The sequence below is a fragment of the Nocardiopsis sp. LOL_012 genome, assembly GCF_048060475.1.
Lineage (GTDB): Bacteria > Actinomycetota > Actinomycetes > Streptosporangiales > Streptosporangiaceae > Nocardiopsis.
In genome coordinates this window covers 61655-81763 of the sequence record NZ_JBHMIV010000003.1, presented here as the reverse complement: position 1 = coordinate 81763, position 20109 = coordinate 61655, and the positions used below count along the sequence as shown (strand labels likewise).

17 protein-coding genes are annotated in these 20109 nt (G+C 71.6%); 14 read left to right on the top strand and 3 right to left on the bottom strand.

Annotated elements, in window-relative coordinates; translation table 11 throughout:
- Positions 1 to 98: 98 nt before the first annotated feature.
- The 9 genes from ACFHWE_RS02980 (at position 99) to ACFHWE_RS02940 (ending at position 11930) form a co-directional block, all read left to right on the top strand.
- Positions 99 to 386: a GNAT family N-acetyltransferase gene (locus tag ACFHWE_RS02980; RefSeq protein ID WP_416598989.1), complete on the top strand. Its 288-nt coding sequence runs from the start codon at positions 99 to 101 to the stop codon at positions 384 to 386.
- Between the two features lie 156 nt (positions 387 to 542).
- A complete protein-coding gene (locus ACFHWE_RS02975; protein ID WP_416598988.1) occupies positions 543 to 2000 on the top strand; it encodes an alanine/glycine:cation symporter family protein in 1458 nt (485 codons plus the stop codon).
- Between the two features lie 190 nt (positions 2001 to 2190).
- A complete protein-coding gene (locus ACFHWE_RS02970) occupies positions 2191 to 2790 on the top strand; it encodes a GNAT family N-acetyltransferase (RefSeq protein WP_416598987.1) in 600 nt (199 codons plus the stop codon).
- A gap of 186 nt (positions 2791 to 2976) precedes the next feature.
- Positions 2977 to 3192, top strand: a complete 216-nt coding sequence (locus tag ACFHWE_RS02965; protein ID WP_416598986.1) for a heavy-metal-associated domain-containing protein — start codon at positions 2977 to 2979, stop codon at positions 3190 to 3192.
- A 44-nt stretch (positions 3193 to 3236) separates the two neighbouring features.
- Positions 3237 to 5537: a heavy metal translocating P-type ATPase gene (locus tag ACFHWE_RS02960; RefSeq protein ID WP_416598985.1), complete on the top strand. Its 2301-nt coding sequence runs from the start codon at positions 3237 to 3239 to the stop codon at positions 5535 to 5537.
- 131 nt (positions 5538 to 5668) lie between these two features.
- Positions 5669 to 7015, top strand: a complete 1347-nt coding sequence (locus ACFHWE_RS02955) for a cytochrome P450 (protein ID WP_416598984.1) — start codon at positions 5669 to 5671, stop codon at positions 7013 to 7015.
- A 69-nt stretch (positions 7016 to 7084) separates the two neighbouring features.
- Entirely contained in the window at positions 7085 to 8467 is a 1383-nt protein-coding gene (locus ACFHWE_RS02950; RefSeq protein WP_416598983.1) for a cytochrome P450, read from the top strand.
- Between the two features lie 241 nt (positions 8468 to 8708).
- Positions 8709 to 9959 (top strand): cytochrome P450, encoded by a 1251-nt coding sequence (locus ACFHWE_RS02945; RefSeq protein ID WP_416599113.1) that lies wholly within the window; start codon positions 8709 to 8711, stop codon positions 9957 to 9959.
- A gap of 225 nt (positions 9960 to 10184) precedes the next feature.
- A complete protein-coding gene (locus ACFHWE_RS02940; protein ID WP_416598982.1) occupies positions 10185 to 11930 on the top strand; it encodes a serine/threonine-protein kinase in 1746 nt (581 codons plus the stop codon).
- A gap of 40 nt (positions 11931 to 11970) precedes the next feature.
- Here the strand turns inward: ACFHWE_RS02940 and ACFHWE_RS02935 are convergent, their stop codons facing one another.
- Both ACFHWE_RS02935 and ACFHWE_RS02930 read right to left on the bottom strand, forming a co-directional pair.
- Complete coding sequence (locus ACFHWE_RS02935) at positions 11971 to 12660, bottom strand: response regulator transcription factor (protein ID WP_416598981.1); 690 nt, start codon at positions 12658 to 12660, stop codon at positions 11971 to 11973.
- Positions 12608 to 13846 (bottom strand): sensor histidine kinase, encoded by a 1239-nt coding sequence (locus tag ACFHWE_RS02930; protein WP_416598980.1) that lies wholly within the window; start codon positions 13844 to 13846, stop codon positions 12608 to 12610. The genes ACFHWE_RS02935 and ACFHWE_RS02930 overlap by 53 nt, the downstream gene beginning before the upstream one ends.
- A 179-nt stretch (positions 13847 to 14025) precedes the next feature.
- Here ACFHWE_RS02930 and ACFHWE_RS02925 point away from each other — a divergent pair, with 179 nt between their 5' ends.
- From ACFHWE_RS02925 to ACFHWE_RS02915, 3 genes are all read left to right on the top strand, one after another.
- A complete protein-coding gene (locus tag ACFHWE_RS02925) occupies positions 14026 to 14262 on the top strand; it encodes a hypothetical protein (protein ID WP_416598979.1) in 237 nt (78 codons plus the stop codon).
- Positions 14263 to 14387: 125 nt separating this feature from the next.
- Complete coding sequence (locus ACFHWE_RS02920) at positions 14388 to 15191, top strand: NAD(P)H-binding protein (protein WP_416598978.1); 804 nt, start codon at positions 14388 to 14390, stop codon at positions 15189 to 15191.
- A 227-nt stretch (positions 15192 to 15418) separates the two neighbouring features.
- Positions 15419 to 15733 carry a hypothetical protein gene (locus ACFHWE_RS02915; protein ID WP_416598977.1) on the top strand — a complete coding sequence of 105 codons (315 nt, stop codon included), beginning with the start codon at positions 15419 to 15421 and terminating at the stop codon, positions 15731 to 15733.
- Between the two features lie 371 nt (positions 15734 to 16104).
- Here ACFHWE_RS02915 and ACFHWE_RS02910 read toward each other — a convergent pair whose 3' ends face one another.
- Positions 16105 to 17259, bottom strand: coding sequence for an acyl-CoA dehydrogenase family protein (locus ACFHWE_RS02910; RefSeq protein WP_416598976.1), 1155 nt, complete (start codon positions 17257 to 17259; stop codon positions 16105 to 16107).
- A gap of 172 nt (positions 17260 to 17431) precedes the next feature.
- Here ACFHWE_RS02910 and ACFHWE_RS02905 point away from each other — a divergent pair, with 172 nt between their 5' ends.
- Together ACFHWE_RS02905 and ACFHWE_RS02900 are read left to right on the top strand one after the other, a co-directional pair.
- Entirely contained in the window at positions 17432 to 18124 is a 693-nt protein-coding gene (locus ACFHWE_RS02905) for a TetR/AcrR family transcriptional regulator (protein ID WP_416598975.1), read from the top strand.
- A 50-nt stretch (positions 18125 to 18174) separates the two neighbouring features.
- Positions 18175 to 19797 (top strand): peptide chain release factor 3, encoded by a 1623-nt coding sequence (locus ACFHWE_RS02900; protein WP_416598974.1) that lies wholly within the window; start codon positions 18175 to 18177, stop codon positions 19795 to 19797.
- Positions 19798 to 20109: the final 312 nt, after the last annotated feature.

The window sequence follows — 20109 nt, the reverse complement described above, 5'->3', positions numbered from 1 at the left end:
GTTGTCCCCGTGTGTGCGGTGTATGTCCGGGAGTAGGCTTCCCTTCGCCGAGCACACCTGCCGAGCCCGCGCGAGGGCACCCGGAGTGGGGGAGAGACATGGAACTGACCGTCGTCGACGCACCGGAACGGTCCAGGTACGAGGTGAGTGCCGACGGGCGGGTCGTGGGCTTCTCCGCCTACCACCTGATCGAGGAGGGGGTGCTCGCTCTCCCGCACGTGGAGGTGGAGCGCGCCTTCGAGGGGCGGGGGGTGGCCAGCGCACTCGTGCGGGAGTCGCTCGACGACATCCGGGCCAGGGACCTCAGGGTGGTTCCGGTCTGCCCCTTCGTGCGCGGCTTCCTCAAGCGCAACCCCGACTACGGGGACCTGGTCCAGGAGGGCTGAGGTCGCCCCCGATATCGCGGAAAGTAACGATAATGTTGCGCTTGGGTCACATGGGTGTGGCTTTCGCGTGAGCCTTCGCACGGTTTGTTCTTTTTGTCGGTATTTGGGGGGTAGGGAGAGGGAGTTGCCTTCTCCCGAGTTAAGGAGCTCCCCACCGTGTTAACCGAAGCCATCGCCGAGGCCAACGGCTACCTGTGGTGGGTCGTGATCGGCGTCCTCATCGCGGCCAGCCTGTACTTCACCGTCGGATCGGGGCTGGCCCAGTTCCGAATGCTGCCCGAGATGTTCCGGGTGCTCAGGAGCAAGCCCGAGACGGCGCCGGACGGCAAGAAGGCCGTCTCCTCCCTCCAGGCGTTCATGATCTCGGCCGCGGCCCGCGTGGGGACGGGGAACATCGTCGGTGTCTCGGTCGCCATCGCGCTCGGCGGGCCGGGTGCGGTGTTCTGGATGTGGCTGATGGCGCTGGTGGTGGGAGGCGCCAGCTTCGTCGAGGCCTCCCTCGCCCAGCTCTACAAGACCCGCAGCAGTACCGGATACCGCGGTGGACCCGCCTACTACATGGAGCGCGGCCTGGGGCGGCGCTGGCTGGGCGTCCTGTTCGCGGTCGTGCTCATCCTGACCTTCCCGATGGTGTTCAACGCGGTGCAGAGCAACACCATCGCGGGTGCGGTCGGCAACTCCTCCGAGACCCTGGGCCTGGGGTCGGGCATGTGGCTGTCGGTGGGTGTCGGCGCGGTCCTCGTCGCGGCCACCGCCCTGGTGATCTTCGGCGGTGTCCGGAGGATCGCGCACACCGCGGAGGCCCTGATCCCGTCCTTCGCGGCGCTGTACGTGCTCATCGGCCTGGTCGTCATGGTGATGAACTACGAGGCCGTCCCCGGTGTGTTCGTGATGATCTTCGAGCACGCGTTCGGTATCCGGGAGTTCGGCGCGGCCGCTCTGGGCACCGTGATCGTCCAGGGCATCCGGCGCGGGATGTTCTCCAATGAGGCGGGCCTGGGCTCGGCGCCCATCGCCGCGGCCAGCGCCTCGGTCACGCACCCGGTCAAGCAGGGGCTGGTCCAGACCCTGGGCGTGTACTTCGACACCCTCGTCCTGTGCACGGTCACCGCCTTCACCATCCTGCTGGCCTCCGAGGAGCCGCTCGACGGCGGACTGGAGGGCGACCTGGCCCAGCAGGCGGTCATGGCCGCCCTGGGGCCGTGGGCGCTGCACCTGATGACGCTGATCATCCTGCTGGTCGCGTTCACCTCGGTACTCGGCAACTACTACTACGGCGAGTCCAACATCGCGTACATGACGGACAGCAGGCGTGTGCGCTTCGGGTACAAGATCGTGTTCCTGGTGGCGACCTTCCTGGGCGCGCTCGGGTCGGTCGACCTCATCTGGACGCTGGCCGACACGACGATGGGCCTGATGGCCCTGGTCAACCTGGCGGCGATCACACCCCTGGCGGTGATCGCCTTCCGCCTGCTCAAGGACTACAACCGGCAGCGCAAGGAGGGGCGCGACCCGGTCTTCACCCGCGACCGCATCCCCGGTCTGCGCGGGGTCGAGTGCTGGGACTCGGAGGCGGAGGCCCGGACCGGGGCACCCACGGGCACCCCGTCCTGACCGCCTGACCGCTCGGGGCGGGGACGACCGGCCGGGCCGTCCCCGCCCCGAGTCGCCGCGGAACGGGGGCCGGGGCGGCTCGACGGCTCGAAAAGCCCGTGTTTTACGGCATCCCGCTTCTTTCGGTCGCGGGCTCGACGCGATAGTGTTCTACATCACAGTGGCGGACCGTGATCGCCGAAGGAGCCCGATGTCCCTCGTCTCAGTCGAACCCGCCACCGCCGAGCGGTGGGAGGAGCTGGAGACCCTGTTCGGACCGACCGGCGCCTACGGACACTGCTGGTGCACGTTCTTCCGCAGGCGGGCGAAGGACCACACGGCGAGCGTCTCGTGCGAGCGCTCGCAGCGGGGCCTGGACAACCGGCTGGAGCTGCGGCGCCTGACCCTGGAGGGGCGTGTTCCCGGTCTGATCGCCTACGACTCCGACGGGCCCTGCGGCTGGGTCTCGGTGGCCCCGAGGAGGGACTACATCCGGCTGTCGCGGTCGCGCGCCCTGCGCCCCGCCGACCCCGACGAACCCGGGGTGTGGGCGCTCGTGTGCTTCTGGCTGCCGCCGCGCCGCCGACGACGGGGCCTCGGCACCCGGCTGCTCGACGGCGCCATCGAGTACGCCAGGACCAACGGCGCCCGGATACTGGAGGCCTATCCCGTCGACACCGCGGGCGGCAGGGCGCCCAGTGCGGAGGTCTACACAGGCACCGTCGAGATGTTCCGCAGGGCCGGGTTCTCCCTCGCCCCGCACCACGCGAGTGAGCGGTGGGTGGCCCGGCTGGAACTGAAGGCGGCATGAGCTCCGCGCCTGGAGGGGGCGCGGAGAACAGGAGGGTGAGGGCGGTCCCGTGCGGGGCCGCCCTCCGTGCTGTCCGGGGTTCCCTGGGGGCGACTCCGCGGGAATATACCCATAGGGGGTATGGTTGAGGGGGTTGGGAGCGGTTCCCGAGGAACCGCTGTGAAGCACACGTACTCAGGAGGCGACATGGCTGCCACGACCACCGCTGTCTACGACGTCGAGGGCATGAGTTGCGGACACTGCGTCGGCGCCGTCACCGAGGAGGTGACCGCGGTCCCCGGTGTCACCGGGGTCGAGGTCGACCTGGAGACCGGCAGGGTGACCGTCACCAGCGACGGGCCAGTGGACGCGGACTCCGTCCGCTCCGCCATCGACGAGGCCGGATACGGGGTGCGCGGCTGACACGGCCGCCCCCGGTGACACGGACCACCGCGCTGGAGCGTGATATGAACACGAGCAGGACCCGGACGAGAGACGCTGACACCTCGTCGGTCGAACTGGCCATCGGAGGCATGACCTGCGCCGCGTGCGCCAATCGGATTGAGAAGCGGCTCAACCGGATCGAGGGCGTCAGCGCCAGCGTCAACTTCGCGACGGAGCGGGCGCACGTGTCCTTCGAGGGCGCCCCTGTCCCGGTCGGGGAGCTCGTCGCCCAGGTGGAGAAGGCCGGATATACGGCCACGCCGCCGCGACCGGAACCCGGCAGTGCGGAACCGGAGGAGGACGACCCCACGCGGGGCCTGCGCGACCGGATGCTGGTCTGCCTCGCGCTGTCCGTCCCCGTCATCGCCCTCGCGATGGTCCCCGCCCTCCAGTTCACCCACTGGCAGTGGGCCTCCCTGGCCCTGGCCTCGCCCGTCGCCGTCTGGGGTGCGCTGCCCTTCCACCGTTCGGCGTGGAAGAACCTGCGCCTGGGCGCGGCCACCATGGACACACTGGTCTCGCTCGGGGTGGGCGCCGCCTACCTGTGGTCGCTGTACGCCCTCTTCCTCGGTACGGCCGGGGACCCGGGCATGACGCACGCCTTCACGTTCACCGTCTCCCGTACCGACGGCTCCGGTGACGTCTACCTGGAGGTCGCCGCGGGCGTCACCTCCTTCCTCCTCGTCGGCAAGTACATCGAGGCCCGCTCCAAGCGCCGTGCCGGGGCTGCGCTGCGGGCGCTCCTCGAACTCGGCGCCAAGCAGGTCTCCGTCCTGAGGGGCGAGGGCGCCGGAGCCCGTGAGGAGTCCGTTCCCGCCGACCACCTGTCCGTCGGCGACCGCTTCGTGGTCCGTCCCGGCGAGAAGATCGCCACCGACGGCACCGTCGAGGAGGGCACCTCCGCGGTCGACATGAGCATGCTCACCGGTGAATCCGTCCCGGTGGAGGTCGCCCCCGGATCGGCTGTCGTCGGCGCCACCGTCAACGCGGGGGGACGCCTCGTCGTCCGCGCGGAGCGGGTGGGCTCCCAAACCCGCCTGGCACAGATGGCGCGCCTGGTGGAGGAGGCACAGAACGGCAAGGCCGCCGCGCAGCGGCTCGCCGACCGGGTCTCCGGCGTCTTCGTCCCGGCCGTGATCGTGCTCGCCGCCGCCACCCTCGGCCTCTGGCTCGCCACCGGCGCACCCGCCGCCACCGCGTTCACCGCCGCCGTCGCCGTGCTCATCATCGCCTGCCCGTGCGCGCTCGGCCTGGCCACCCCGATGGCGCTCATGGTCGGCACCGGCAGGGGTGCCCGGCTCGGCATCCTCATCAAGGGGCCGGAGGTCCTGGAGGACACACGCCGCGTCGACACCGTCGTCCTGGACAAGACCGGCACCGTCACCACCGGACACATGGCGCTCGTGGACGCCGTCCCCGCGGACGGAGAGGACCGGGACGCGCTCCTGCGGATCGCCGGAGCCCTGGAACACGCCTCCGAGCACCCCGTGGCCCGCGCCGTCGCCCGGGGCGCGGCCGACCGCGTCGGCACGCTGCCCGCCGTCACCGACTTCTCCGGCATCGAGGGCCTCGGCGTCCGGGGCACCGTGGACGGGCACACCGCCTTGGCGGGTCGGCCCGCCCTGCTTGAGGAGGAGTGGTCGCGCGCGCTGCCCGAGGAGCTGGCGGCGGCGGTCGCCGCCGCCGAGTCCGAGGGCCGCACCGTCGTGGCGGTCGGCTGGGACGGCCGGGCCCGCGGTGTGCTGGCGGTGGCCGACCGCCCCAAGCCCACCAGCGCCGACGCGGTCCGCCGGTTCCGCGACCTGGGGCTCACCCCCATCCTGCTCACCGGTGACAACGCCACCGTCGCACGGGCGGTGGCCGACGAGGTCGGGATCGACGAGGTGATCGCCGGGGTCCTGCCGAGCGGCAAGGTCGACGCCGTCAAGCGGTTGCAGGCCCAGGGGCGCGTCGTGGCCATGGTCGGCGACGGCGTCAACGACGCGGCGGCGCTCGCCCAGGCCGACCTGGGCCTGTCCATGGGGACGGGTACGGACGCCGCGATCGAGGCGGGGGACCTCACCCTGGTCCGCGGAGACCTGCGCGCGGCGGCGGACGCGGTCCGGCTCTCTCGCAGGACCCTGGCCACCATCAAGGGGAACCTGTTCTGGGCCTTCGCCTACAACACCGCGGCACTGCCGCTGGCGGCGCTGGGCCTGCTCAACCCGATGCTCGCGGGGGCGGCCATGGCCGTGTCGAGCCTGTTCGTGGTCGGCAACAGTCAGCGCCTGCGCCGGTTCCGGCCGCTGACCGACCCCGCCGACGGTATGCCCGGGACCCCCTGAACACCGTCTCCGCGGCCCCGGGCGCACTCGCCCGGGGCGCGTACCGGGGAAAACGGGGTCTCGCGTGCGCGCTCGGCCTCCCGCTAGGGTGTGCGCCACGCATCGACCACCCCCACCACCCCGAGGCCCACGTGACATCCTGCCCCTACGCCACGTTCCAGCAGCCTGAACCCCACCCCGACCCCTTCGCCTTGTACGCGCGGCTCAGGGAGGAGCACGGCCCCGTCATCCCCGTCGAACTGGAACCAGGCGTCAGGGGATGGATCCTCACCGACTACGAGCTGATCATCTCCTGGTCCCGGGACACCGCGACCTTCAAGCACGACTCCCGGAACTGGAAGGACTTCACCGAAGGCCGGGTCGACCCCGCATCGCGGCTCACGGCCATGATGGCGCCGCGGCCCAGCGCGCTGTTCACCGACGGCGCCGAGCACCAGCGCTACCGGGGGGCCATCGTCGACAGCTTGAGCGGGATCCGCGAGGAGGACCTGTGCACCATCACCCGGCGCTACGCCGACGGCCTCATCGACCGGTTCTGCGAACGCGGTGAGGCGGACCTGCTCGCGGACTACGCGCGTATCCTGCCCATCCTGGTCCTCAACGGGCTCTTCGGGTTCGACGAGGACCAGGGGCTGCGCTTCGCCTCCAGTATGCGCAACGTCTGGGCCGGGGTGGACGTCAAGCGCTCCCTGGCCGAGACCCAGCGCGCCCTGTCGGAAGTGGTCGCCGCCAGGCACCGCGAACCCGCTGACGACGTCACCTCCCGGCTGATCGCGCACCCGTCCGCACTGACGGACGAGGAGGTGGTCATGCAGGTGCGCATCATCGTCACCGCCTCGGTGCAGACGACCGCCGACCTCATCGCCTCCGCCTGCCGCCTGGCCCTGTCCAGCCCCGAGAGCTTCGTGGGAAGGACCTTCTCCGACGCGGCCCTCGGCGAACTCGTGGACCGGGTCCTGTGGGAGTCGCCACCGATCACCAACTACCCGGCCCTCTATCCCCGCCGGGACGTGCCGCTCGGAGGCGGTCGGACGATCGAGGCGGGGACCCCGGTCCTGCTGGGCTTCGCCGCCGCGAACCACTTCTACCGCAGGGAGAACGCCGAGCGGTTGGACGGCGTGCCCAACCGCGCCCACCTCGCCTGGGGGGTGGGCCCGCACCGCTGTCCGGCCCGGGGCGAGGCGATCGCCATGGCCAGCGTCGCGCTGCGCACACTCCTGGACCGGCTGCCCGAACTGCGCCTGGCGGTCCCACCCGAGCAGTTGCGGTGGGTCATCAAGAACATGGCCTGCACACCGGTGAGCCTGCCCGTCCGCTTCACCCCGCAGGCCCCCCTGGCGCCGCTCGCAGGGCAGGAGGCCGAGGCGGCCCCGCCGGAGTCCGGCCGCGCCGGGGACGGACGCGGGAGTGTCCTCCTCAAGCGGCTGTCCCCGGGCATCCTGGCCCGCTTCCTGGGCAGGCTGCTGCGGAGTCAGTGACCACTCGTGCCCCGGGCACAACCGCCCGGGGCACGGGGGCCTCGCTTTCGCTCGTCACCTAACGTTAGGGTGTCCGCACGCGTCGACGACACCCAGCACCCCGAGGCCCCCGTGACATCCTGCCCCTTCGGCACATTCCAGCAGAGCGAACTGCACCCCGACCCCTACGCCGTGTACGCGGACCTCAGGGACGAGTACGGCACGGTCATCCCCATCGAGCTGGAGCCCGGTGTCAGGGCGTGGATCGTCACCGACTACGAGCTGATCATCTCCTGGTCCCGGGACACCGCGACCTTCACGCACGACCCCCGCAACTGGGAGGACTTCCGCGAGGGGCGGATCGCTCCGGACTCCCGGCTCACGGCGCTGATGGCGCCGCGGCCCAGCGCGCTGTTCACCGACGGCGCCGAGCACCAGCGCTACCGGGGGGCGATCGCCGAGGCCCTGGACGCGGCCCAGGAGGGGGACGTGCGTGCCGCGACCCGGCGCTACGCCGACGGCCTCATCGACACCTTCTGTGAGCGCGGCAGTGCCGACCTGTACTTCGAGTACGCGCGACTGCTGCCGCTCCTGGTGGTCAACGAGCTCTTCGGGCTCACCGAGGACCAGGGACTGCGTTTCGGGCAGGCCATCAACGACCTGTGGACCGGCGGCGACCCCGAGCGGTCCGTGGAGGAGTCCAACCAGACCCTGTCCGAGGCGATCGCGGCCAAGCGGGTCGAGCCCGGCGACGACCTCATCTCGCGGCTGCTCCAGCACCGGTCGGCGCTCACGGACGAGGAGGTGATCCTGCAACTCCGCGTCGTCATCACCATCGCCCTCCACACGACCACCGACCTGATCTTCAGCTCCACACGGCTGCTCCTCAGCGACTCCCCCTCCTACGCGGGGCGCGCCCTCTCCGACGCCGCCCTCGGTGAGCTCCTCGACCGGGTCCTGTGGGAGTCGCCGCCGATCACCAACTACCCCGTCCTCTATCCGCGCACGGATGTGCCGCTCAGCGGCGGCCGGACGATCGAGGCGGGGACGCCGATCCTGTTGGGCTTCGCCGCGGCCAACCACTTCTACCGCCTGGAGAACGCCGAGTTGTTGGAGGAGACGCACAGCAGGGCCCATCTGGCCTGGGGGGTGGGTCCGCACCGGTGCCCGGCCCGCGACCAGGCGCTAGTCATCGCCACCGTCGCCGTGCGCACCGTGTTGGACCGGCTGCCCGACTTGGCCCTGGCCTCCCGGCCCGAGGACCTGCGATGGCTCGTGACCAACGTGTTCTGCCTGCCCATGGGCCTTCCTGTCCGGTTCACCGAGCGGGAACCGGCGGCACGGCCCGACCGGGAGCCCGACGCCTCCTCGCCCGACACGCCGCCGACCGCCGGCGACGGGAGCGTCCTCCTCAAGCGGCTGCCCTCGGGCCTCCTGGCCCGTTTCCTGGGCAGGCTGCTCCGGCGCCCGTGAGCGCGTTCGCGCGGGCGGCCTGAAGCCTCGTCTCAGGCGGGCCGAAACGCTAGTGTGTGTGCCCTGCCACAGTGTTCGCGTGCGACCCACACGGTGTACACGTGCCGGACACGGAAGGGTCGGATCCCCGCCGGAGTCCGGCATACCCCGATCACCCCCACCCCGAGCCGAGGTTCCCGTGACGTCTGGATGCCCCTTCGCCACGTTCCAGCAGAGCGAGCCCCACCCCGACCCGTACGCCGTGTACGAGAAGCTGAGGGCCGAGTACGGTCCGCTCATCCCGATCGAGCTCGAACCGGGGGTGAACGCGTGGATCGTCACCGACTACCAGACCCTGGTCGCGTGGTCGCGGGACACGTCGAACTTCTCCTACGACTCCCGGAACTGGAAGGACTTCCGCGAGGGCCGGGTCGCCCCGGACTCCCCGCTCCTACCGATGATGGCCCCGCGTCCCAACGCCCTGTACGTGGACGGGGTCGAGCACCAGCGCTACCGGCGAGCGATCTCGGACAGCCTCGGGGCCGTCCGGGAGGCGTACCTGAGCGAGATCACCGAGCGCTACGCCGGAGGGCTGATCGACAGCTTCTGCGAACAGGGCACGGCGGACCTGGTCGACCAGTACGCGCGGCTCCTGCCGATCCTGGTCATGAACGAGCTCTTCGGTTTCGACGAGGACCAGGGGTTGCGGTTCGCCGGGGCCATGCGCAAGGTCGTGGTGGGTGTGGACGCCGAACGCGCCAACGCCGAGGCGGAACGGGCCCTGTCGGAGGTGATCGCCGCCAAGCACGCGAACCCGGGCGAGGACCTCACGTCCCGGCTGATCGGGCACCGGTCCGCGCTGACCGACGAGGAGGTGATCCACCAGATGCTCCTCATGGTCACGTGGGGGGTCGAGACCGTCCTCGCGCTCACCTGTGCCTCCGCCCGAGCGGCCCTCAGCGGTTCCGTCCTCCCCCCGGGGCGGGCGCCGTCCCGGACCGTCCTCGTCGAGCTCGTCGACCGGATCCTGTGGGAGGTGCCGCCGATCACGAACTTCCCGGCCGTCTACCCGCGTGTGGACATCCCGGTCGGCGGGGGCCGCGTGATCGAGGCCGGGACCCCGATCCTCCTGGGCCTGGCCGCCGCGAACCACTTCTACCGGCTGGAGAACGCCGAGCGGCTGGAGGAGGCGCCCAACCGCGCCCATCTCGCCTGGGGGGCCGGACCGCACCGCTGCCCCGCACGCGACGAGGCCACCGTCATCACGATCGTCGCGCTGCGCACGCTGTTCGAGCGGTTGCCCGACCTGAGTCTGGCCGTCCCGTCCCAGGAACTGCGCTGGTACGTCACCAATCTGGCCTCCGTCCCCGTCGACCTTCCAGTCCGGTTCACGCCGACGAACCGCCGTTCACCGGAGGAGACCAAGGCGCCGCCGCCGTCCGAGGGAGGCCGGCCCTCGTCCGTTCTGTCGAGCCTGTCCGACTTCCTGGTGAGGCTGCTGCGCGGTTCCTGAGGGAGTGCGGGGGCACGTCGGGGCGACACGCCCGGGGGACACCTCTGCGAAAGGGATGTTCTCCGCTGTTTTCAGCGGGTCTCCCCATGTCATGGGCATGGTGTCCGGTATCGGGCTGCCTCTGGTGCCGATCCGGGGCGTGCCATGGGACGCCCCGATTCCCTACACTCATGAGCGGCCCCGCGTCCCCGCCCCCTTCCCCCCTCAGAGGAAACCGCATCAGAGATGAGAAGCCCCGAATCCGAAACCGGCCGTGAGCTGGTCGGCCGGTACCGCTTGGACGAAGTCATCGGTGCGGGCGGCATGGGCCGGGTGTGGCGGGGGACCGACCTCCTCCTGGACCGCCCCGTCGCCGTCAAGGAACTGACCACGCCGCCCAACCTCCCCGAACGCGAGGTCGAGGTGCTCAGGACCCGGATGCTCCGGGAGGCGCGCAGCGCCGCGCAGTTGAGCCACCCCTCCATCATCACGGTATTCGACGTCGTGGAGGTGGACGGCCGTCCGTGGATCGTCATGGAGCTGGTCCGCGGCCCCTCCCTGGGCGACCTCGTCCGCCAGGAGGAGCGCCTCTCCGTGCGCAGGACCGCCGACATCGGCGAGCAGATGTGCGCGGGCCTGTCCGAGGCGCACGGCCGGGGCATCGTGCACCGCGACATCAAACCCGGCAACGTGCTCATCGCTGGGAACGACCGCGCGGTGGTCACCGACTTCGGTATCGCCCACGTCGACGGCTCCACCCATCTGACCAGCACCGGCCTGCTCATCGGGTCGCCCCGCTACCTGGCACCGGAGGTCGCCGAGGGGTACCCGGCCACCGCGGCCTCGGACGCGTGGGCCCTGGGCGTCACCCTCTACCAGTCGGTGGAGGGCTCCCTTCCGTTCGACCGGCCCACCCCCATGGGGACGCTGACGGCGATCGTCACCCAGGACCTGCCCGAATCGGTCCACGCGGGGGCGCTCCGCCCGATCCTGGAAGGGTTGTGCGAGAAGCGGGCGGAGAACCGCCCATCGATCGGTGAAGTGCGCACTCGCCTGCGCGAGCTCCGCGACGCCGACGCGCCGACCGCCGTGGTCCCGGCCCCGGCTCCCGACCCGGCCCCCGCCACAGAGGTGTTCGAGGCCCCCGAGGAGCCCGAGACCGCCGCGCACGGCACGACGTCGGAGACGTTCGCCGAGCCGGCGCCCGCGGAGCCCGAACCCGTGGCGGCCGTGGCCGAGTCGGCGCCCGCCGAGCCCGCGTCCGAAGCGGACGAGACCCCCGTGGTGCCCTGGTCGGACCGGGGCGAGGAGCCCGCCCCGGGCAACGCGGCCCGCAGACTGCTGGTCGCCGCGGCCGTACTCGTGGTCCTCGCCGCCACCGCGACGGCGGTCTACATGGTCAGCGCGAACCGGCCCGGTGACGGGGCCGCCGCCGACCTCGTGGAGGGCTCCGTCGAGGGCTCGCAGCCCGTGGCGGGGTCCGCCTCGGACGCGCCGCCTCCGGAGGAGCCTGCCACCGATACGCCGCCGCCCCCGGAGGAGACGGACGAGTGGGACTTCCTCGTCCGCCATGAGGACCCCAGCGGGTTCGCCGTCGACGTCCCCGAGGACTGGACGGAGGAGCGCGACGGGCACATGGTGTACTTCCGGGGGCCGGACGGCGCCTACCTGCTCGTCGACCAGGGCGACGACCCGGGCCCCGACGCCGCCGCCGACTGGCGCGACTACGAACCGCAGGCGCGCGGGAGTTTCGGCGGCGGGTACGAGCTCATCGGCATCGAGGAGATCCGGGGCGGCTGGGCCGACGACTACCTCACCGCCGCCGACTGGGAGTTCACCTTCACCAGCGGCGGCCGGGAGATGCACGCCATCAACCGGGGCTTCCACACCGAGACCAAGGGCTACGCGCTCTTCCTGGTGACCCCGGACGACCCGGGGGCCAACCACGCGCTGATCGACCGGATGGCGCGGACCTTCGAACCCGCCTCCTGACCCGGCCGCTGCGGGAGGGCCGCCCCTCCCGCAGCGGATTTCACCCGCCCCCTTCCAGAAACCGGGCGTCGTGTACGAGCAGGGCGATCTGGACCCGGTTGTTCAGGTCGAGTTTGGTGAGGATGCTGGACACGTGCGTCTTGACCGTCGGCACGCTCAGGAACAGGCGGGCGGCGATGTCGGCGTTGGACCGGCCCTCGCCCACGGCCACCGCCACGTCCCGTTCGCGGGCGTTGAGCGCCGACAGCCGCTCCCGGGCCCGCGCGGTGCGCTCGCCGTGGTCGTCGGCGGCCACCCGGTCGATCAGGCGGCGCGTCACCTCGGGGGAGAGGACCGGCAACCCGCGGGCCACCTGGCGGACGGACTCCACGATCTGCGCTGGCGGGGTGTCCTTGAGCAGGAACCCGGCGGCGCCCGCACGCAGGGCGCGCAGGACGTGCTCGTCGGCGTCGAAGGTGGTGAGCACGAGCACCTCCGGCGGGTCGGGCAGGGCGCGCAGCCGCTCGGTGGCGGTCAGGCCGTCCACCGTCGGCATGCGGATGTCCATCAGCACCACGTCGGGGGAGTACCGGCCGACCAGGTCGAGCACCGCGCCGCCGTCCTCGGCCTCGGCGAGGACCGTGATGTCGGGTGCGCCGCCCATCATCATCACCAGCCCCACACGTACCAGCGCGTCGTCATCGACGAGGACCACGCCGATCTCCGGGGCTCCCGCTCGCGTCTCGTTCATGGGGCCACGGTAGCCACACGGACAGGCACCAGCCACCGGCGCCGGTGGGGCCGTGCTCCAGGCGCCCCGAGGCCAGCGACACCCGTTCGGCCAACCCGACCAGCCCCTGGCCGGTCCCCGTGACCGCCACGGGCGTGTCGGGGGAGGCCGCAGGGCCGTTGCGCACCTCCAGTGTCAGCCCCTCCCCGGGGCCACCCGCGACCCGGACCCGGGTATCGGCCCCCGGCGCGTGCTTGCGGACGTTGGTCAGGGCCTCCTGCACGGCCCGGTAGGCGGTACGGCCCACCCGCTCGGGCACCGTTCCCGTATACTCGCGCACCAGTTCGACCCGTCCCGCGACGTCGTCCACTTCCGCCACGAGCTGGGGCAGGTCGGCGATGGTGGGCTGGGGGAGCTCGCCCACGGGGGCGCGCAGGACCCCGATCACCTCCCGCAGGTCCTGGAGGGCCTGGTGCGCGCTCTCGCGGATCACCCCGGCCGAGCGGGCGATCTCCTCGGGGGAGGCGTCCGGCCGGTACTCCAGGGCGCCCGCGTGGACGCTGAGCATGGACAGCCGGTGGCCCAGCACGTCGTGGATCTCCCGGGCGATCGACTCCCGCACCTGGTGCTGGGCCCGCTCCGCCCGGAGCCGGGCCTCGGTCTCGGCGTGCACGGCGCGGTCGCGCAGCGACTCCACGAGTCGTCGCCGGTGGTGGACGGTCAGCCCCCAGCAGGTGGCGGCGGCCTGGAGGGTCACCCCCATGATGAGGAAGACCAGCATGGAGACCACGGGGTCCGGCCAGATCAGCACGTTGACGTAGGCCGCCGGTACGGACAGCGCGAAGACGGTCAGGCTGACCTTCGGGGGGCGGTGGACCGCCACGGAGAAGAGGGCGATGAGCATCGCCCCGGCCACGAGCGAGGAGAGGGCGGAGAGCACCACCAGGACGACGGCCAGCTCCACCGGCCACCGGCGCCGCCACCACAGCGCCGTGCAGCCCGCGAGGGCGACGAGCTGTTCGGTGGCGGACAGCCACACGGGCAGTTCGGGCCCGGTCTCGGGTGCCTGCACCGCGTGCCGCGGTCCGCTCAGGTCCATGGCCTCCATCAGCCCGAACCCGACGGCGAGCAGGAACATGGCCAGGTCCACGACCCAGTCGCGCGCGCCGCGCCGCCATCGCCGTCCGGGGGCCGTGGAAGTGTCCATCGCCTCGGAGTCTACGGTTCGTCCACGTGGTGCGGCGCCGAGCGCGGCGGCTTTCGGTCCGAGGTCGCACCGGCCGATACTTTGGTCGCTCGGACGGGCGGCGAACCGGTGCTCGCGCGGGGGCGGATGTGGACCGGTGGCCGATGCGGCGGGGCGCCGCAGGTGATGGGCTTCGGAACATGCGGAAAATCATCGAGGGTACCGGGGTGCTCGTCTTCCTCGTCGGGGTCAGCGGCACCATCGACCACCTGTGGTACCAGCCGTTCCTCGGGGTCGTCCTCAACTCCTTCAACCGCTTCGTCGTGCCGAACGTGGGCCCCCTCCAGGAACACGCCCTGTTCGCCAACCTCGCGGTGGCGGTGCTCGGCGCGGCCCTCGTGCTGGCCGCCGGGGCGCTGGCCACCAGGCGCCGCTGAGCCACTCCCCGGTCTCGGAGCCGTCACGCGCGGTGCCGGGCGGTCGGTAGCGTGGGGGCTCGCGGGGCGCCGTAACACCGGGGGAGGCGCTTCCCGGAGCGCAACGACCGTGGGGGACCTGCCCGATGAGCACACTCGTCACCGGAGCCACCGGCTGCGTGGGCCGACTCGTCCTGACCGCGCTGCACAGCCGCGGTCTGTCCGTGACGGGGGCCTCACGGACCTCGGGGGTGCACCTGGACTGGACGGACACCTCCGACTGGGACGTCGCACTCAAGGGGGCGGAGCGCGTCTTCGTCGTGGTTCCGGTGGGCCTGGGCAGCAGGGTGGTCGGCTTTCTGGAGCGGGCAGCCGGGGCGGGGGTGGGCCGGGCCGTCCTCGTGTCCGCGATGGGCGGGCTCTCCGCGGACCCCGAGTACGCGCGGGCCGAGAGCAGGGCCGCGGAGCTGTTCGACACGTGGACCGTGCTGCGCCCCAACTGGCTGGACCAGGACTTCACCGAGGGCGTCTTCGCCCGGTTGGCGCGGGGGCGCGGCGGCAAGCTCGAACTCCCCGTCAGGAAGGGGACGGCGGTCAGCTTCGTCGACGCCAGGGACGTGGCCTCCGTGGCGGTGGCCGCGCTCCTGGAGGAGGGGCACCACGGGCGGGAGTACGAGCTCACCGGCCCGCAGGCGCTCACGTTCAAGCAGGTGGTGCGCATGACCCGGGGCACCGAGAGCCCGGTGTGGCGGTTCAAGCCGGTGGACGAGGCGGGGTTCTACTTCCGGGCCACCGACCGGGGCTGGGGTGAGCGCTACGTCGACGCACTCAACGAGCGGTTCGCCGCCGCCGTCGCGGGCCGCGCCGCGGAGGTCACCGGGGACGTGCGCGCCGCGCTGGGCCGCGACCCGATCCCGGTGGCGCGGTTCGTCCGCGAGTGCACGCTCTGAGGGCTGTGAACACCCAAGCCCAGGGGAAGAGCAACGCGATCGACGTCTTGCGGTGACGGGACAGCCGATAGGATCCCGGCGTGTCCGAGCAACAGCATGCACAGAAGCCGCTCGCGGGATGCTCGTACTCCACCAGCAGGCTCTCGTGGCTGGAGGGCTGCGGTGACCTCTGACATCGTCCGCTTCGACGAACTCTCAGCGCCAACGCTGCCGACCTGACATGGTCGATGACCAATCTGTACGGATTGCTCTTCCACTATCTCGGCAACCAGGGACCCCCGGGTCTCTCTGCCGGATTTCGCGGGCTGCGATACGGGTGGCGCAATGACATGGCTAGCCGTTATCAACCCCCGGATCAACTCCTTGTGGACGGTCAGACCCAGAAGGAGGAGTTCACCAGGATCGCTGGCCCCTACATGGGGGCGAACTATCGCAAGGGCCATACCTACCGCCGGGATGGGCGCCTGGATCTACCGGATGTGTACAGGATCGCTTTCTCCATTGGGCGCAAGGGCGGTGTGCCGAAGGTCAAGGCACCCTGAAGGAACCCTGCACGCTCTGACGGGATCCCGGTCCGGTGGTGCCCGGTTCGGTCAGACTGGGGCCATGGAGCGCACACCGCACGTCAACGCCACAGTCGTTCCGGACACCGGACTGGGCGGTTACGTGGCCAGAGCCGTCGAAGTCGGGGCCGCCTCCCAGGGGAGACGGTGGAGGAGGCCGTCGCCAACCTTCGTGAGGCCCTTGAGCTGTACTTCGAGGACGAGGAGACCTCCGGGCTTTCGGCGCTGACCGTGCTCGCCGACGTCCGCGCACCCGCCTGACGGAGCACGGAGAGGCGGACCCCCGGGCGCACGTCTCCCGGGGGTCCTGCTCCCCGCTCCGGCACCGGCGCGTGCGGGAACCCGGGAGCCTACTTGAGGAGCTGGCGGGCCATGACCATGCGCTGGATCTGGTTGGTGCCCTCGTAGATCTGGGTGATCTTGGCGTCGCGCATCATGCGCTCCAGCGGGAAGTCCTTCACGTAGCCGGCACCGCCCAGCAACTGCACGGCGTCGGTGGTGATCTCCATGGCCGCGTCGGAGGCGTAGCACTTGGCCGCGGCGCCGTAGAAGGGCAGGTCGTCGTCGCCGCGCTCGGACTTGGCCGCGGCGACGTAGACCATCTGGCGGGCGGTCTCCAGCTTCATGGCCATGTCGGCGAGCATGAACTGCACGCCCTGGAAGTCGGCGACGGCCCTGCCGAACTGCTTGCGTTCCTTGACGTAGGCCACGGCCTGGTCCAGGGCGCCCTGGGCGATGCCGACGGCCTGGGCGCCGATGGTGACCCGGGTGTGGTCGAGGGTGCGCAGGGCGAGCTTGAGGCCCTCGCCGGGCGCGCCGACGATGCGGTCCCCGGGCACGCGCACGTCGTCGAAGAACAGTTCGCGCGTGGGGGAGCCCTTGATGCCGAGCTTGCGCTCGGGCTCGCCGAACGTGAAGCCCGCGTCGTCCTTGTGCAGGACGAACGCGGAGATGTTGCCGCCGCGCTTGCCGCCGGGGTCGGTCACGGCCAGCACCGTGTAGTACTCGCTGACGCCGGCGTTGGTGATCCACGACTTCTGGCCGTTGATGATCCAGTCGTCGCCGTCGGCCACCGCCTGGGTGCGCATGCTGGCGGTGTCGGAGCCGGCCTCGCGCTCGGACAGGCCGTAGGAGAACATCGCCGCGCCGCTGGCGACCTCGGGCAGGTAGCGCCGCTTGACCTCCTCGGAGGCGCCGAGGATCACCGGCATGGTGCCGAGCTTGTTGACCGCGGGGATCAGTGAGGAGGAGGCGCACACGCGGGCCACCTCCTCGATGACGATGCAGGTGGCCAGCGCGTCGGCGCCCGCGCCGCCGTACTCCTCCCCGATGTGGGGGGCGTGGAAGTCCGTGGCGACCAGGGCGTCGTGGGCGGACTGTGGGAAGGCGGAGGCCTCGTCGACCTCGGCGGCGTGCGGCGCGATCTTGTCCTCGGCGACGGCGCGCACGGCCTCGCGCAGCTCCTCGTGCTCGTCGCTGGTCCTGAACAGGTCGAAGTCGCTCATGTCGCTTCCCTCTCCGCGGTGTCTGCCGCCCCGGTGCGTGGCACTGCGTGCCCTAGTATGGCATCCAGTGTCAGAGTAGGCGGTGGAGCGTCCGAAGTACACCGGGGGGCCGGTAGCTTCGGGTCACCGAGTGGGGCACCTGGTCCCACCGCGCGTGGCGGAGGGGGACCCGATGGCCGGAACGGACACACGCGGGGTCGTGCTCGCGGCGGTACGGCTGTTCACGGAGGCCGGGTTCGAGGCGACCACCATGGAGGGCATCGCCGCGGCCACGGGGGTCAGCCGCCGCAGCCTCTTCCGCCGGTTCGGTTCGAAGGAGGACATCCTCTTCGCCGAGCACGACGAACTCTTCGCGACCGTGGCCCGCTTTCTGGAGGCCTCCCCCGACGCACCCCTGGACGCGGCGTGCTCGGCCGCCCGCCTGGTCCTCCAGGGCTACCTGCGCGACCCGGAGATCACCGTCCCCCGGTACCGCCTGGTCCGCGCCCACACGCGGCTGCGCGACCGGGAGGTGGCCATGACCGCCCGCTACCAGGCGGCGTTCACCCGCCACCTGGCGGCGGGGACCGGCGAGGAGCACTCCCTGGAGGCCGGTATGGTCGCCGCCTCGCTCATCGCCGCGCACAACCACGTGCTCAGGTCCTGGCTCCGCGGCCCCGGGCAGGAGCCCGAAGCGGTGTGGGAGCGCTTCGACGCCGCGGTGGACCTCGTGCGCCGCACGGCGGGGCCCCTGCTGACGGCCTCCGAGCCCGGGGAGGGGGCCGCCGGGAACGTGGTCGTCGCCGTCTACCCGGGCGGCACCGGCCGTGCGGAGCTGCTGCGCCGTGTCGGCGACGCGGTGTTCGGCGCGCGCGGGCGCGCGTAGGCTGGACCCGTCGGTGAACAGGCGGCGACGGGGATGCGAGGAAGCGGCGGATGAGCGTGGACCAGGAGGCCGGGACGCGGCAGGGGGTCGAGGTCGCTCGGGAGGCGGGGCGCCGCCGTACGTTCGCGGTCATCTCCCACCCCGACGCCGGCAAGTCGACGCTGACCGAGGCGCTGGCCCTGCACGCGTCGGCGATCTCCTCGGCCGGAGCGGTCCACGGCAAGGGCGACCGCAAGGGCGTCACCTCCGACTGGATGCAGATGGAGCAGGAGCGCGGGATCTCCATCACCTCCGCCGCGCTGCGCATCGACTACGACGACCGCGTCCTCAACCTGCTGGACACCCCCGGCCACGCCGACTTCTCCGAGGACACCTACCGGGTGCTCTCCGCTGTGGACTGCGCGATCATGCTGCTGGACTCGGCCAAGGGCCTGGAGCCGCAGACGCTCAAGCTGTTCGACGTGTGCCGCGCGCGGCGGATGCCCGTCATCACCTTCGTCAACAAGTGGGACCGGCCCGGGCGCGAGCCGCTGGAGCTGCTGGACGAGATCGAACAGCGGATCGGGCTGCGGCCCACGCCGCTGAACTGGCCCGTGGGCATCGCGGGCGACTTCCGGGGCCTGATCGACCGCGCGAGCGGCGCCTACACCAAGATGACCCGTACCCCGGGCGGTGCCAGCAAGGCCGTGGAGCAGGCGCTCTCGGACGAGGAGGCCGCCCGGGTCGAGGGGGACGAGTGGGAGCGGGCGGTCGAGGAGATCGAACTGCTGGAGGCGCTGGGCGCCGACTACGACGAGGCCTCGTTCCTGGCTGGGGAGTCCTCTCCGGTGCTGTTCGGTGCCGCGCTGCCCAACTTCGGGGTGGGCCACCTGCTGGAGACCGTGGTCGGGCTCGCCCCCGCACCCGCGGCCAAGGCCGACGAGAAGGACGAGCCGCGCCCGGTGGCCGCCCCGTTCTCCGGGCAGGTGTTCAAGATGCAGGCCAACATGGACAAGAACCACCGGGACCGGATGGCGTTCGTGCGCATCTCATCGGGCCGGTTCGACCGGGGGATGGTGCTCACCCACGCGGCCACGGGGCGCCCGTTCGCGACCAAGTACACCCAGGCGGTCTTCGGAGCGGACCGCTCCACCATCGACGCCGCCTACCCCGGCGACGTGATCGCGCTGGTCAACGCCCAGGCCCTGGCGGTGGGGGACACGCTCTACGACGGTCCCAAGGTCGTCTTCCCGGCGATCCCGAGCTTCGCTCCGGAGCACTTCGTGGTGGCGCGGGCCCTGGACGCGGGCAAGTACAAGCAGTTCCAGCGGGGGATCGCCCAGTTGGACGCCGAGGGCGTGGTGCAGGTGCTGTCCTCGGATGTGCGGGGTGAGCAGGCCCCGGTGCTGGCCGCGGTGGGCCCGCTCCAGTTCGACGTGGTCAGGGCCCGGATGGAGCAGGAGTTCCGGTCGCCGATCGAGACCTCCCCGCTGGACTACTCGGTGGCGCGGCGCACCGACGCCGAGTCCGCGCCCGCGCTGCACGCGCTGTCGGGGGCCGAGGTGCTGAAGCGGCGCGGTGATGGTGAACTCCTGGTGCTGGTGCACAACAAGTGGCGGCTGCGCGTGATCGAGCGGGACCACCCCGAACTGTTCATGGAACCACTCCTGGCCGGCGGGGTCGACGAGGGATAGTGCGCTTTCCGAACACGGTGTGGCCGTGTTCGGCCCCATTCGTATGGGCGGCGGTTCCTGCCCCCGTGGACGGGTTCCGCTGCCGGTCCGGAGCCGCACGGCCCGCTTCCTCCCGCTCCCTTTTCCTCCCCGCGCCCGTGTCCACGTGGGCTGGGCCGCGCCGTGTGGGCCCGGTGGGGCGCGGGTATTGATTTGAGGTACGGAAGATCACCGGCTCCGGTGACCCCGCCTCAACCCCTGTGATCAGGGCGAAGGTACTCTGGGAGGGGCCGCTAGAGCGCGTGCGTGCACGCCGGCGCAGCGGACCGCGCG

Coding starts and splice junctions, on each gene's coding strand:
- ACFHWE_RS02980 (WP_416598989.1), top strand. CDS start 99: ATGGAACTGACCGTCGTCGACGCACCGGAACGGTCCAGGTACGAGGTG.
- ACFHWE_RS02970 (WP_416598987.1), top strand. CDS start 2,191: ATGTCCCTCGTCTCAGTCGAACCCGCCACCGCCGAGCGGTGGGAGGAG.
- ACFHWE_RS02965 (WP_416598986.1), top strand. CDS start 2,977: ATGGCTGCCACGACCACCGCTGTCTACGACGTCGAGGGCATGAGTTGC.
- ACFHWE_RS02960 (WP_416598985.1), top strand. CDS start 3,237: ATGAACACGAGCAGGACCCGGACGAGAGACGCTGACACCTCGTCGGTC.
- ACFHWE_RS02940 (WP_416598982.1), top strand. CDS start 10,185: ATGAGAAGCCCCGAATCCGAAACCGGCCGTGAGCTGGTCGGCCGGTAC.
- ACFHWE_RS02935 (WP_416598981.1), bottom strand. CDS start 12,660: ATGAACGAGACGCGAGCGGGAGCCCCGGAGATCGGCGTGGTCCTCGTC.
- ACFHWE_RS02930 (WP_416598980.1), bottom strand. CDS start 13,846: ATGGACACTTCCACGGCCCCCGGACGGCGATGGCGGCGCGGCGCGCGC.
- ACFHWE_RS02925 (WP_416598979.1), top strand. CDS start 14,026: ATGCGGAAAATCATCGAGGGTACCGGGGTGCTCGTCTTCCTCGTCGGG.
- ACFHWE_RS02920 (WP_416598978.1), top strand. CDS start 14,388: ATGAGCACACTCGTCACCGGAGCCACCGGCTGCGTGGGCCGACTCGTC.
- ACFHWE_RS02915 (WP_416598977.1), top strand. CDS start 15,419: ATGACCAATCTGTACGGATTGCTCTTCCACTATCTCGGCAACCAGGGA.
- ACFHWE_RS02910 (WP_416598976.1), bottom strand. CDS start 17,259: ATGAGCGACTTCGACCTGTTCAGGACCAGCGACGAGCACGAGGAGCTG.
- ACFHWE_RS02905 (WP_416598975.1), top strand. CDS start 17,432: ATGGCCGGAACGGACACACGCGGGGTCGTGCTCGCGGCGGTACGGCTG.
- ACFHWE_RS02900 (WP_416598974.1), top strand. CDS start 18,175: ATGAGCGTGGACCAGGAGGCCGGGACGCGGCAGGGGGTCGAGGTCGCT.